We start from the raw sequence: 13,052 nt of genomic DNA, 5'->3' as shown, positions 1-13,052 counted from the left end.
GCGCTTATCACTCACGCGGCGAGGAGAACCCCTTGCCGCACGCTCGGAGTCGGTCATGGAACCCTATAACCCGCCGCAAGATCCCTGGCTGCAGGTGCTCTATCAGGATGCGCATCTCATGGTGGTCAACAAACCCAGCGGCCTGTTGTCCGTTCCCGGCCGCGCGCCGGAAAACCGCGATAGCATCATGAGCCGGATTCAGGCGGAACACCCATCCGCCGAGTCCGTTCACCGGTTGGATATGGCGACCAGCGGCGTCATTGCCGTTGCGCTGACCAAAGCGGCTGAACGTGAGCTTAAGCGCCAGTTCCGCGAACGCGAACCGAAAAAGACCTATATCGCCCGAGTCTGGGGGCATATGGCGCAGGACGAAGGGCTGGTCGACTTACCGCTGATTTGCGACTGGCCCAACCGCCCTAAACAGAAAGTCTGTTTCACCGAGGGAAAATCCGCGCAAACGTTGTGGGAAGTGCTGTCTCGCGACGATGACGGAACAACCCGGGTGAAACTGATGCCGATTACCGGCCGCTCCCATCAGCTGAGGGTGCACATGCTAGCTATCGATCATCCGATTTTGGGAGATGGCTTCTACGCGCCGCCCGCCGCACGGGCGATGGCGCCTCGCCTGCAGTTGCACGCGCAGGAGCTGTCTATCACCCATCCGGCAACCCATGAGCCGATGCATTTTCGCTGTGAGCCTAATTTTTGACGGAACGCCAGGTAACAACTGAAGAGAGGGGACGTCGATAAGGACGAAAGCGCGAGGAATCGTTAACGCGAGAACTTGTGAATCTTGAGGAATTCGTAGGCCGCCTGAATATCCTGCGCTTTGCGCTTGGAGAGTTCGATCATACGCGGCGACAGCCCCTTCCCCACCACCTTGTCCGGATGGTGTTCGCTCATCAGCTTGCGATAAGCGCGCTTCACCGTCACCGCATCATCGTTGGAACGCACGCCCAGCGTCCGGCAGGCGCTTTCCACGGTCGGCCCACGCGGAGGTATTGGCGGCCGCTGATGCTGAGAGCGTCCGTTATGCGACTGCCCCCGACGTTGATGCGCATTCCCGCCCTGCTGGGACCACCCACCATTGCCATGCTGAGACTGAGTATGTGATTGCTGCGTCGCGCGTTCCATGGTGCGCAGGAAGAGCTCGAACTGCGCCCGCGTCACCCCCAGTTCATCGGCAAAAACGTACAACAGCCGGCGTTCATTGGGATGCAGCGCGCCGTCGATGAAGGCGACCTGCAGCTGAATTTCCAGAAACAGGCGAACCATATCGAAACGACCGATGCAGACATCACGCAGTTTACGCAGCTTGCCACGCACCGGGAACTGACGAGACTTGCCTTCACGAAACGCCTGTTGGGCCGCATTGCGCGCTGCTCCACGCAGCTCCAGCCGATCCATGACATGGGTCGCGGCGAGAATATCCGCCTCGGTCACTCGCCCTTTCGACTTGGTGAGATGACCCATCGCCTGGAACGTGGTGATGTAGAACAGCGCCTGGCGGGAGGAGTGTGCGGAAAAAGCGCTGCGTCGACGCGACGAGCGGGCTTTGTCAAATAAATGACCCACCAGTAGCCCGATAATCAGCGCACTGACGCCACCGCTGGACGCTACGCCCATCGCTAGCCCCAGCAACTTTCCCCAATAGCGCATATACTCCTCAAATCCTCATGCCGTCGGCTAAAAATTGCTTTATCATACCCGTCATTTATCTTTGCTCCTAACGGCAGCGCGTAGAAAACGGCGGGGATTTAGCACTGGCACTGCGCCAGCGCGTGATATAGTCTCTGACGGTTTGCCGGCATGATGCCCCTGATGACGGAACACCTAATACCGCGTATGAAAAAAAGTTTCCCAACTCTGCTGGCCTCGTTAGTGTGGTCAGCGCTCTACAGCCAGCAAGCCATGGCGGACCTCGCCTCTCAGTGTATGCTCGGCGTACCGACGTATAACCGTCCGCTGGTGACCGGCGACACCGGTCAGCTGCCCGTCCACATCCAGGCAGATCACTCCCAGGCGAACTATCCCGACAACGCCGTATTCACCGGAAATGTGAATATTGAGCAAGGCAACCGGGTGATGACCGCCAAGGAGGTCGAGCTGAATCAGATTCAGCAGGCGGGTAAAACCGACCCGACCCGCACGGTCACCGCCACCGGCGATGTTCATTACGATGACAATCAGGTGATCCTGAAAGGGCCGAAAGCCTGGTCGAACCTGAATACCAAAGACACTGACGTGTACCAAGGCGACTACCAGATGGTCGGACGTCAGGGCCGCGGCGATGCCAACAAGATGAAGCTGCGCGACGACAACCGATACACCATTCTGGAAAACGGCACCTTTACGTCCTGCCTGCCAGGTGACGATAGCTGGAGCGTCGTGGGTTCGGAAGTCATCCACGACAGGGAAGAAGAAGTGGCTGAAATCTGGAACGCGCGATTCCGCATCGCCGGTGTCCCGATTTTCTACAGCCCGTATCTTCAGCTCCCCGTGGGCGATCGCCGACGTTCCGGTTTCTTGATCCCGAACGCCAAATATGGCAAGAACAACGGCTTCGAGCTGATGACGCCGTACTACTGGAACATCGCCCCGAACTTCGACGCTACCATTACGCCGCACGTACAGACAAAACGTGGACTGCAGTGGGAGAACGAATTCCGCTACCTGACCCGTGCGGGCGCCGGCGTGTTCGAGCTGGACTGGCTGCCGAACGATAAGCAGTACGATAAAGAGATCAAAGCTGGCACCTACGAGGCCGACAGCAATACCACCCGCTGGCTGACTTACTGGCAACACAGCGGCGTGCTGAACCAGGTCTGGCGTTTTAACATCGACTACACCAAAGTCAGCGACCCGTACTACTTTACCGATCTGGAGTCCAAATACGGCTCCACCACCGACGGCTATGCCACCCAGAAGTTCAGCGCCGCTTACGCCGACCGCAACTTCGACGCCACGCTGTCGACGCGCAGCTATCAGATATTCAGCAATACCTCGGATGTCTATCGCGCACAGCCGCAGCTCGATATGAACTACTACCTTAACGATCTGGGTCCTGTCGACATGCACCTTTACGGGCAGGCGGTGAAATTTACCAACGTGAACCCGGATATGCCGACGGCGACCCGTCTGCACGCCGAACCGACCTTCAACCTGCCGCTGTCCAATGGCTGGGCGAGCCTGAATACCGAAGCCAAGCTGATGGCGACCCACTATCAGCAGACCAACCTGACTAATTACAATAGCAACACCGAGAACACCCCATTGGATGAGTCGGTCAATCGCGTGATGCCGCAGTACAAAGTCGACGGCAAACTGGTCTTTGAACGAGATATGGATTGGGCGAAGGGATACACCCAGACGCTGGAACCGCGCGCGATGTACCTCTACGTACCGTACCGCGATCAAAGTCGTATCAAGAGCTATGACTCAACTCTGCTGCAGAGCGACTATGCGGGCTTGTTCCGCGACCGCACCTATGGCGGCCTGGACCGTATCGCTTCCGCCAACCAGGTCGCGAGCGGGGTCACCACCCGCCTGTACGACGACGCGCTGGTGGAACGTTTCAACGCCTCGCTCGGTCAGATTTACTACTTCGAACGTCCGCGTACCGGCAATACCGACTCGTCGCTCGACAATAACTACCACAACGGCAGCCTGACCTGGGCGGGCGATACCTACTGGAAGATCGCCGATAACTGGGCGGTCCGCGGCGGCGCGCAGTACGATGCTCGCGTGGATAACTTCACGGTCGGCGACGCCGTGGTGGAATACCGCGGTGGCGGCGAACGCATGCTGCAGTTGAACTACCGCTACGCCAGCGCGGAATACATTCAATCCATGCTGAACAGCAGCACTCTTCCGGCCTATCAGCAGGGCATTTCTCAGGTGGGGATGACCGGCAGCTGGCCGCTGTCCGAGCGCTGGGCCGTCGTCGGCGCGTATTACTACGACACCAAGATGAACCAGCCGGCCGATCAGCTGATTGGTCTGCAGTATTCCACCTGTTGCTGGGCGGTCAATGTCGGTTACGAAAGGAAGATCACCACCTGGAATACCGCCTCCAACAGCAGCGTCTACGACAACAAAGTGGGCGTGTCGTTTGAACTGCGCGGTCTGAGCAGCAACTACAGTTTGGGCACAGACAAAATGCTGGCGAACGGCATTTTGCCGTACCAACGCTCTTTCTAATGGTGTACCGCCGGGAACTCTGGCCGCAATAAGCGTCTAATACCGGTAGCAATTCAACATTTAACCCGCCTCCGGGCGGATGACATTTAATGGGAAAGGTATGAACAACTGGAAAGCACTGATTCTGGGACTGACGCTGAGCGTCTCGACAGCGTTTGCCGCGCCACAGGTCGTTGATAGGGTTGCCGCGGTGGTGGATAACGGCGTCGTGCTGGAAAGTGATGTCAATGGCTTACTGCAGTCGGTCAAGCTGAACGCACAGGGTGCCGGCCAGCAGTTGCCCGATGACGCCACGCTGCGCCATCAGATCCTCGATCGCCTGATTGTCGACAGCATCGTGCTGCAAATGGCCCAAAAGATGGGCGTTCAGATCACCGACGAGCAGTTGGATAGCGCCATCAGCGGCATTGCGGCTCAGAACCGCATGACGGTCGCTCAGATGCGCGACCGCCTGGCGCAGGAAGGCATCAGCTACGATACCTACCGCAGCCAGATCCGCAAAGACATGACCATCGCCGAAGTGCGCAATAACGAAGTGCGCCGCCGCATCACCATCCTCCCGCAGGAAGTCGACGCGCTGGCCAAGCAGGTCTCTAATCAGAACACCGGCGATACCGAGGTCAATCTGAGCCATATCCTGCTGCCGCTGTCGGAAAACCCGACGCAGCAGGAAGTCGATCAGGCCGAAGATCTGGCTAAGCGCCTGGTGAAAGAAGCGAACGAAGGCGCCGACTTTGGCAAGCTCGCCATCACCTACTCCGCCGATCAGCAAGCGCTGAAAGGGGGACAGATGGGCTGGGGTAAACTGCAAGAACTGCCGACGCTGTTCGCCGAAAGCCTAGTGCAGGCGCAGAAAGGCCAGATAGTCGGCCCGATCCGTTCCGGCGTCGGCTTCCACATTCTGCGCGTCAACGACATCCGCGGCGAAGACAAAACCGTCTCCGTCACGGAAATGCACGCCCGACACATTCTGCTCAGGCCTTCCGTCGTCATGACGGACGATCAGGCCCGCGCCAAACTGCTGGAAGTCGCGCAGCAGATCAAGAGCGGCGGCACCACCTTCGCTGCGCAGGCGCGCCAGCTATCGCAAGATCCGGGTTCCGCCAATCAGGGCGGCGATCTGGGCTGGTCCTCACCTGACGTTTACGATCCGGTATTCCGCGACGCGCTGCTGAAACTGCGCAAAGGCGAAATCAGCCCGCCGGTCCACTCGTCCTTTGGCTGGCATCTCATTCAGTTGATGGACACCCGTCAGGTCGATAAGACCGACGCGGCGCAAAAAGAGCGCGCCTACCGCATGCTGTTCAACCGCAAGTTTGCGGAAGAAGCCCAGACCTGGATGCAGGAAAAACGCGCTGCCGCCTACGTCAAAGTGCTGGATGGACAAAGCAACTAATGTCGACTGAACGCAGCACGCCACGCATCGTGATCACCCCCGGCGACCCCGCCGGGATTGGTCCTGATCTGATCGTCTCGCTGGCCCAACAGGCATGGCCGGTCGAACTGGTGGTCTGCGCCGATCCCGCGCTGCTGTTTAGCCGGGCACAGACGCTGAATGTCCCGCTGTCGGTGCGGGAGTATCTTCCCGCGCAACCCGCGCATCCTCAGCAATCCGGTACGCTGACCGTACTGCCGGTCGAACTCGCGGGGACCGTCGTTCCCAGCCAGTTGAACGTGGAGAACAGCCGTTACGTCGTCGAGACGCTGGCTCAGGCCTGCGACGGCTGCCTGCGTGGCGAATTTGCCGCCCTGGTTACCGGCCCGGTGCATAAAGGCATCATCAACGAGGCTGGCGTGCCGTTTACCGGGCACACCGAATTCTTTGCCGAACGCAGCCATTGCGAGCGGGTCGTCATGATGCTGGCGACCGAGGAGCTGCGCGTCGCGCTGGCAACGACGCATCTGCCGCTGAGAGACGTGGCGGACGCGGTCGACCGCCAGTGTTTGCACGAAGTCGTCACCATTCTCGATCACGATTTGCGGACCAAATTCGGTATTGCAAACCCGTCGATCTACGTTTGCGGCCTGAATCCCCATGCGGGCGAAGGCGGTCATATGGGGCGGGAAGAGCTGGACGTCATCATTCCGGCGCTTGATGAGCTGCGGGAGAAAGGCATTCAGCTGGTCGGCCCGCTGCCGGCAGACACCTTGTTCCAACCTAAATATTTACAGCCGGCGGATGCCGTGCTGGCGATGTATCACGACCAGGGATTGCCGGTTCTGAAGTATCAGGGCTTCGGCCGGGCAGTCAACATCACGCTGGGTCTGCCGTTTATCCGTACATCGGTCGACCACGGCACGGCGCTGGAGCTGGCCGCCACCGGCCAGGCCGATCCCGGCAGCTTCAGTACCGCCCTAAATCTTGCTATTAAAATGATTGCTAATCGTAATGAATAATCGAGTACACCAAGGCCACTTCGCCCGTAAACGTTTCGGGCAAAACTTTTTACACGATCATTTTGTGATCGACAGCATTGTCTCCGCCATTCACCCGCTGCCGGATCAGGCGCTGGTGGAAATCGGCCCTGGTCTGGGNGCTTTGACTGCGCCTGTGGGAGAACGACTGAACCACTTTACCGTCGTCGAGCTGGACCGCGATCTGGCCGCACGGCTGGAAGTCCATCCCACGTTGAAGGATAAACTCACCATCATTCAGCAGGATGCCATGAAAGTGGACTTCGCCGAGTTGGCGCAGCAAATCGGCCAGCCGCTGCGGGTTTTCGGCAACCTGCCCTATAATATTTCCACACCGCTGATGTTCCATCTGTTCAGCTATACTCAGGCTATTCGCGACATGCACTTTATGTTGCAGAAAGAGGTGGTCAATCGGCTGGTTGCGGGTCCGAACAGTAAAGCCTACGGCCGTTTGAGCGTCATGGCGCAGTATTACTGCCAGGTCATCCCGGTACTCGAAGTTCCGCCCACCGCATTTAGGCCGGCGCCAAAAGTCGACTCTGCGGTCGTGCGGCTGGTGCCTCACACGACGTCGCCTTATCCACAGGTCGATACCCGGGTGCTGAGCAGAATCACCACTGAAGCTTTCAATCAGCGCCGTAAAACATTGCGCAACAGTCTGGGCAACCTGTTTACGCAAGAGCAGTTGGCGGAACAGGGCATCAATGCCAACGATCGCGCAGAAAACGTGACCGTAGAGCAGTATTGCAAGCTCGCCGACTGGCTTAGCAATCACCCTACGGCGCAGGAATAAACTGGAGTTGTCGTCATGATCAACGCGCCCCGAGTTTGCATACAGGTTCAGAGTTTCTACGTAGAAGCACAGTCTGCGCCGGAAGAAGATCGCTACGTCTTTGCTTACACCATTACTATCCGCAATCTGGGGCGCCACGACGTCAAACTGATGAGCCGTTACTGGCTCATCACCAACAGCAACGGGCGTCAGACTGAAGTTCAGGGCGAAGGCGTCATCGGCGTTCAGCCCGTCATTCATCCCGGCAGTGAATTCCAATACACCAGCGGCGCCATTCTTGAAACGCCGTTGGGCACGATGGAAGGCCATTACCAGATGCTCGACCATCAGGGTGAGACTTTCCAGGAATCTATCCCGGTATTCCGCCTGGCAATCCCTTCATTGATACACTAATTATGGCTACCTATCTTGTTGGCGACGTTCACGGTTGTTTCGTTGAACTGGAAGCGCTATTGGCGCAAGTTTCTTTCGATCCCGCGCGGGATACGCTATGGCTGACCGGCGACCTCGTCGCTCGCGGTCCCGATTCATTGCAGGTACTGCGCTTCGTGCGCTCGCTGGGTTCGTCGGTACGCATGGTGCTCGGCAACCACGACCTGCATCTGCTGGCGGTCTACGCCGGCATCAGCCGTCAGAAAAGCAAAGACCGGCTGGACGCGTTGCTCGCCGCGCCGGATATCGACGATCTCATCAACTGGCTGCGTCGCCAGCCGGTGCTGCAGGTCGATGAAGAGCTTAAGCTGGTGATGGCCCATGCGGGGATTACGCCGCAGTGGGATCTGGACACCGCGCAGATGTGCGCCCGCGAAGTCGAATCCATCTTGAGCAGCGACAGCTATCCGCTATTTCTGGATGCGATGTATGGCGACATGCCGAACAACTGGTTGCCGGAACTGAGCGGCCTGCCGCGACTGCGCTTCAGCACCAACGTCTTCACCCGCATGCGCTACTGCTTTGGCGGCGGACAGCTGGATATGATGTGCAAAACGCCGCCCGCGCAGGCGCCGTCCATGCTGAAGCCCTGGTTCAATTTACCCGGTCCGGTGCCGAGCGAATACGCCATCGCCTTCGGGCATTGGGCATCGCTGGAAGGCAAAGGCACGCCGGAAGGCATTTTCGCGTTGGATACCGGCTGCTGCTGGGGAGGCTCGCTGACGTTGCTTCACTGGGAAACGCAGCGGTATTACCACCAGCCGTCTCAGTTTGTCCGGCAGGATGACAGTGCGCAAAACGCCGGGTAACCGCATCGGAATCGGACGGGCATCGCCGCCCCGTTCGCAAGAAAGCGAGAAGATATGAACGTGAAAAAGAGATGCCGCAGGGCATCTCTTTTTTGTTCGTGCCTGAGCGCTTCCCGAAGACAGCGTCAAGTGACTAGGCGGAATGACGTTTACCCCGACGCTTGGATGACTGACCTACGCGCCGATGACGCCGCCGTCCTGCCGCGTCACCATCACCACCGATGAACGAGGGCGCACGCTGCTGTGCGGGAAGTGCGAATCGCCCTCTTCACCCGGATGCTGCACGTTGACGAACATCGTCCGGTAGTCCTGGGTGAAGGTGATTCCGGTCAATTCACAGGACTTCGGCCCTACCATAAAACGTTTGATTTCGCCGCTGACAGGATCGCCTGCCAACATCTGGTTATTGCCCTGCCCAACGAAGTCACCGGTGTTGCTGTAATTACCGTCCGTTAGGATCCACAGCCGCCCTTCCCGGTCGAATCCCAAACCATCCGGGCTGTTAAAAGTATTCTCCGCCGTGATGTTGGGCGTACCGCGGTTGACGCCTTCCGGGTGCGCAATCGGGTTGCCACACAGCGCATACATATCCCACGCAAACGCTTGAGCGGTGGCATCGCCATGCTCGTCCCAGCGAATGATCTGGCCGTAGACGTTTTTCGGGCGCGGATTGGCGGGGTTCAACGGCATGCCCGTCTCACCGCGCTTGCTGTTGTTGGTTAGCGTGCAGTAGGCGCGGCCATCATGCGGATTCACGGCGATCCACTCGGGGCGATCCATACGGGTTGCGCCCACCTGCGACGCCGCCTTACGGGCGAAGGTCACGACTTCCGCCTGACTGTGAAAACCCTTTTCCGGCGTCAGTCCATTTTCCCCGAACGTCAGCGCAATCCAGCGTCCTTTGCCTTTCAGCGGCGTGCCTGCCGCATCGCCGTCAAACTGGGCCACATACAGCGTGCCTTCATCCAGCAGGCGGTGGTTGTGCGCCGGATTGACGTGATCCACCTTTGCGTGAGAAACATATTTGTAGATGAATTCCCCGCGCTCATCGTCACCCATGTAGACCACCAGACGCCCATCCTGCGCGACAGTGACCGCCGCATTTTCGTGTTTGAAACGCCCCAGCGCCGTACGCTTAATGGGCGTCGAATTCGGATCTAACGGATCTATCTCCACTATCCAGCCGTGACGGTTGAACTCATTCGGATGACGACTCACATCGAAGCGCTCGTCGAAATCGACCCAATTGCGCTCCGGCTCTTTCACATCCAGCGTATAGCGCTCCTGATCGGGCGTGGAGCGATAGTCGGCGTCGCGCGTGCCGAAGTAGGTATCAAAGTTTTCTTCGCAGGTGAGGTAGGTGCCCCACGGCGTTTTGCCGTTGGCACAGTTGCCGAACGTACCCAACACCCGGGTGCCGGTCGGATCAGCTGCGGTTTGCAGCAAGGCGTGACCCGCGGCCGGGCCGCTGAAAGTCATGGGCGTGGTCGCGGTAATCCGGCGGTTGTAACGCGACGGGCGCATCACCTGCCAGCTCACGGAGTCGCCAACGCGCTGCACCGCGACGATAGACACGCCGTGCGCGGCCTGAGATTTGCGCACATCCTCAAGGCTGGCCGCCTTCTTGCCGCCGTGGGCGAACAGGTAGGGTTCATTGACGTATTCGTTATTGATCGCCATGACGCCGTGGCGTTCGTCTATCGGGAAAAAGCTCATGCCATCGTTGTTGTCCCCGAATTGCAGGGCCTGTTCCGCCGCGCTGTTACGCCCATTGGGGTCGAAAGGCGCCGCGCCGTCCACCAGCGGATCGCCCCACGAAATCAGCACCTCGGCGCGATACCCCGGCGGTACGATCACCTCATCCGCGGCAGACGCCGCTATGCCTTTAAAACCCAGCAATGCACTGCCCGGTGCCGCGCTCTGCGCCCGGGCGCTGAACGACAAGACGCCGCCGCCCAGAAAACTGGCCATGCCCAATGCCCCTGCACTGCCAAACACCAGTCGACGGCGGCTGGCATCGACCTGATCGCCAGCTTTTACGTTATCCACATTGCTCGTCATCGTTCTATTTCCTCATTTCGGATAGGCTAGCCGCACGGCGAACGTACGGCATGAAAACAGACTCGCGATAGCGGCTAATGATAGGGGAATAATATTACCGAAAGGTTACATTCATCTGAGTGTAAGAAATCTGACACCCGACAGCGCAACGGGCGTAATTTGAGCGGAATAAAGAAAACCCGCCGATAGGCGGGTTTGAGAAAAGAGGGTTAGCGGCGTTCCAATATTTCGAAGCAGTAGTGGTGAGAATTACGTTCATCCGCTTCGTGAAACTCGCTGAACGTAGAGCGCCATTCGTCCGGCTCATAATCAGGGAAGTGGGTGTCGCCCTCAACTTCGGCATCAATGTGCGTCAAATAAAGCCGTTGCGCCAGGGGCAACATCTGCCGGTAGATACTGCCGCCGCCGATGACCATGACCTCTTCGACATCGCCGGCCTCCGCCAGCGCAGCCTCCGGTGACGTCACCCAAATCACGCGGTCATCGTCGCCCGGCTGACTGCTGATCACGATATTGCGCCGCCCCGGCAGCGGCTGACCGATAGAGCGGAACGTGTTGCGTCCCATCACGATGGGCTTATCGAGCGTATTACGCTTGAACCACGCCAGGTCAGCGGGGAGATGCCAGGGCATGGCATTTTCCATCCCAATAACCCGATCCACCGCCATCGCAGCAATCAAACTAATAACCATGGTAGAACCCTGTAGGCAAAAAAATTGTTGCCACTATACGGAAAGCCGGTTCAGGCGTCGATAAATGAACGGTATACAAATTTGTTCTCAGAGGTCTCTGATGGGTCACACTCCCGGACGCCGGTGATAAACCCACAATCCGGGTAGCGACAGTCCGATGGAGAGCGCCCCGACGATGAAGCTGGCCTTGAGGAATTGGGTGATCAACTGCTGCATCAACGCTTCGCTGTAACCCTGGTGCGACAGCTCCACGACCGAGATCATCGCAGTATAGGCGGAAATGCCGGGGAACATCGGGATCACCGCCGCGACGGTAAACACCTTGGGGTGCGCCAGCAGCCAGCGCGACCAGTGAATCCCCAACGCGCCGATCAGGATAGCGGCCAGCATGGAAGCCCATTCAATGTGCAGGCCGAAATGGATCATCAGAAAGCGGGAACCATGTCCCAGCGCGCCGAGCGCGGCGCAATAGTGCAGCGCCCTCACCGGCACATTGAACACGATAGCGAAACCGAGCGCCGGCACCGCGGCCAGCGCCATGTCCTGCAATAACATCCAGAGAAGTTCTAGGCCCATCCACGCAGCCCCCATATCGCCATTGCCGATACCACGCCAATACAAGTGGAGAGCGTCAACAGACTGGCGATCGCCCAGCGCGCCAGCCCGGTGTTGACGTGTCCTTTGAACATATCAGCCACCGCGTTAATCAACGGGAAACCGGGAACCAGCAACAGTACGCTGGCCGCCATCGCCACCGTGGCGGAATTCTCCAGCCCCGGCACCCGCATCAGCAGTCCGGAGGCCGAAGTAGCGACGAAGGCGGTAATGCAGAAATTGATCAGCGGATTAAAGCTGCGGACCGTCAGCAGTTGGCGCACATACATCGCAAGTCCGCTGGCGAGCAGCGCGATGAGAAATGCATCCCAGCCGCCGCCGTTCAACCGGCTGAAACAGCCGCAAGAGAGTGCGACGATGCTCACGACAATCCAACGCGGGTAACGCAGCGGTTTGATGTGGTCGAAGCGCTTCGCGACCTCATGAACGCCTAACAGGCCATGCTCGGCCAAAATCACGACATGCTGCACCTCCGTCACCACGTGCATGTTGATGCCGCGGTCCTCATTCCTGCGCGTGGTGGTCAGACAATGTCCGTTGACGATCGTGCTCAGCACCACGGCGTTCGCGGAAATGGAACTCTCCACGCTGTCGGCGCCCAGCGCCTTCCCCAGGCGGGAGGACAACTGCTCCACGACCGTACTTTCCGCACCGTGCTGTAGCAGCATCAGCGCACATTGAATACACAACCGGGTGATGTCCCGTTGAGCGATACCTGAACTGATCATCTTGATGCTCCGCCCCGACTCAAAAGTCCCGAGAATTAACGCTGATGCAGACCGTCGCAGCTCCGCCGCGCCGTCGCTTATGGCGAACGGCCCGAAAAGGCCAGCCACAGCGTTGTTGGCAAACATTATGCACGAATTTTCCACAATGAATTTGATGACGATAGGGATTATGGCAGCTAATCAGGGAGATGAAACGGGGCGAGATGACAGCCGGATTGATTTAAACAGCGCGAGACAAACAAAGGGGCGGCGTGGTCGTAGAACCGCGAGGAACGGCCATCGCCGCTCCCCGCCATGAGAGAGGACG

12 protein-coding genes are annotated in these 13,052 nt (G+C 58.6%); 7 read left to right on the top strand and 5 right to left on the bottom strand.

What is annotated here, in order from left to right:
- Positions 1-55 precede the first annotated feature (55 nt).
- A complete protein-coding gene (gene rluA, locus SB13_RS03840; RefSeq protein WP_026739081.1) occupies positions 56-709 on the top strand; it encodes a bifunctional tRNA pseudouridine(32) synthase/23S rRNA pseudouridine(746) synthase RluA in 654 nt (217 codons plus the stop codon).
- A gap of 62 nt (positions 710-771) precedes the next feature.
- On the opposite strand, the gene djlA is transcribed toward rluA, so the two are convergent.
- Positions 772-1,659 carry a co-chaperone DjlA gene (gene djlA, locus SB13_RS03835; RefSeq protein ID WP_026739080.1) on the bottom strand — a complete coding sequence of 296 codons (888 nt, stop codon included), beginning with the start codon at positions 1,657-1,659 and terminating at the stop codon, positions 772-774.
- Between the two features lie 150 nt (positions 1,660-1,809).
- Between djlA and lptD the strand changes: the two genes are divergently transcribed.
- The 6 genes from lptD (at position 1,810) to apaH (ending at position 8,649) form a co-directional block, all read left to right on the top strand.
- Positions 1,810-4,200, top strand: a complete 2,391-nt coding sequence (gene lptD / locus SB13_RS03830; RefSeq protein ID WP_200872305.1) for an LPS assembly protein LptD — start codon at positions 1,810-1,812, stop codon at positions 4,198-4,200.
- A gap of 100 nt (positions 4,201-4,300) precedes the next feature.
- Positions 4,301-5,596, top strand: a complete 1,296-nt coding sequence (surA, locus tag SB13_RS03825) for a peptidylprolyl isomerase SurA (RefSeq protein ID WP_026739078.1) — start codon at positions 4,301-4,303, stop codon at positions 5,594-5,596.
- Positions 5,596-6,597 (top strand): 4-hydroxythreonine-4-phosphate dehydrogenase PdxA, encoded by a 1,002-nt coding sequence (gene pdxA / locus SB13_RS03820; RefSeq protein WP_026739077.1) that lies wholly within the window; start codon positions 5,596-5,598, stop codon positions 6,595-6,597. Before surA ends, pdxA begins: the two co-directional genes overlap by 1 nt.
- A complete protein-coding gene (rsmA, locus tag SB13_RS03815) occupies positions 6,590-7,408 on the top strand; it encodes a 16S rRNA (adenine(1518)-N(6)/adenine(1519)-N(6))-dimethyltransferase RsmA (RefSeq protein ID WP_026739076.1) in 819 nt (272 codons plus the stop codon). The genes pdxA and rsmA overlap by 8 nt, the downstream gene beginning before the upstream one ends.
- Positions 7,409-7,423: 15 nt before the next feature.
- Entirely contained in the window at positions 7,424-7,801 is a 378-nt protein-coding gene (gene apaG, locus SB13_RS03810; RefSeq protein WP_026739075.1) for a Co2+/Mg2+ efflux protein ApaG, read from the top strand.
- Positions 7,802-7,803: 2 nt separating this feature from the next.
- A complete protein-coding gene (apaH, locus tag SB13_RS03805; RefSeq protein WP_026739074.1) occupies positions 7,804-8,649 on the top strand; it encodes a bis(5'-nucleosyl)-tetraphosphatase (symmetrical) ApaH in 846 nt (281 codons plus the stop codon).
- A gap of 174 nt (positions 8,650-8,823) precedes the next feature.
- Here the strand turns inward: apaH and SB13_RS03800 are convergent, their stop codons facing one another.
- The 4 genes from SB13_RS03800 to SB13_RS03785 form a co-directional block, all read right to left on the bottom strand.
- The gene (locus SB13_RS03800) at positions 8,824-10,710 is read right to left on the bottom strand and encodes a PhoX family protein (RefSeq protein WP_026739073.1); all 1,887 of its coding nucleotides are present in this window, start codon (positions 10,708-10,710) and stop codon (positions 8,824-8,826) included.
- A gap of 209 nt (positions 10,711-10,919) precedes the next feature.
- Entirely contained in the window at positions 10,920-11,402 is a 483-nt protein-coding gene (gene folA / locus SB13_RS03795) for a type 3 dihydrofolate reductase (protein ID WP_026739072.1), read from the bottom strand.
- Positions 11,403-11,507: 105 nt separating this feature from the next.
- Positions 11,508-11,978 (bottom strand): threonine/serine exporter, encoded by a 471-nt coding sequence (locus SB13_RS03790; RefSeq protein WP_026739071.1) that lies wholly within the window; start codon positions 11,976-11,978, stop codon positions 11,508-11,510.
- Positions 11,969-12,745, bottom strand: coding sequence for a threonine/serine exporter family protein (locus tag SB13_RS03785; RefSeq protein WP_026739070.1), 777 nt, complete (start codon positions 12,743-12,745; stop codon positions 11,969-11,971). Before SB13_RS03785 ends, SB13_RS03790 begins: the two co-directional genes overlap by 10 nt.
- Positions 12,746-13,052: the final 307 nt, after the last annotated feature.

Origin of the sequence: Lonsdalea quercina subsp. quercina, assembly GCF_000688695.1 — a bacterium.
Lineage (GTDB): Bacteria > Pseudomonadota > Gammaproteobacteria > Enterobacterales > Enterobacteriaceae > Lonsdalea > Lonsdalea quercina_D.
The sequence above is the reverse complement of the archived record's forward strand: the minus strand, read 5'-3'. Positions and strand labels throughout refer to the sequence as shown.

Excerpts from the sequence above, each read along its gene's own strand:
- rluA (WP_026739081.1), top strand. The coding sequence starts at position 56 with ATGGAACCCTATAACCCGCCGCAAGATCCCTGGCTGCAGGTGCTCTAT.
- djlA (WP_026739080.1), bottom strand. The coding sequence starts at position 1,659 with ATGCGCTATTGGGGAAAGTTGCTGGGGCTAGCGATGGGCGTAGCGTCC.
- lptD (WP_200872305.1), top strand. The coding sequence starts at position 1,810 with ATGATGCCCCTGATGACGGAACACCTAATACCGCGTATGAAAAAAAGT.
- surA (WP_026739078.1), top strand. The coding sequence starts at position 4,301 with ATGAACAACTGGAAAGCACTGATTCTGGGACTGACGCTGAGCGTCTCG.
- pdxA (WP_026739077.1), top strand. The coding sequence starts at position 5,596 with ATGTCGACTGAACGCAGCACGCCACGCATCGTGATCACCCCCGGCGAC.
- apaG (WP_026739075.1), top strand. The coding sequence starts at position 7,424 with ATGATCAACGCGCCCCGAGTTTGCATACAGGTTCAGAGTTTCTACGTA.
- apaH (WP_026739074.1), top strand. The coding sequence starts at position 7,804 with ATGGCTACCTATCTTGTTGGCGACGTTCACGGTTGTTTCGTTGAACTG.
- SB13_RS03800 (WP_026739073.1), bottom strand. The coding sequence starts at position 10,710 with ATGACGAGCAATGTGGATAACGTAAAAGCTGGCGATCAGGTCGATGCC.
- folA (WP_026739072.1), bottom strand. The coding sequence starts at position 11,402 with ATGGTTATTAGTTTGATTGCTGCGATGGCGGTGGATCGGGTTATTGGG.
- SB13_RS03790 (WP_026739071.1), bottom strand. The coding sequence starts at position 11,978 with ATGGGCCTAGAACTTCTCTGGATGTTATTGCAGGACATGGCGCTGGCC.
- SB13_RS03785 (WP_026739070.1), bottom strand. The coding sequence starts at position 12,745 with ATGATCAGTTCAGGTATCGCTCAACGGGACATCACCCGGTTGTGTATT.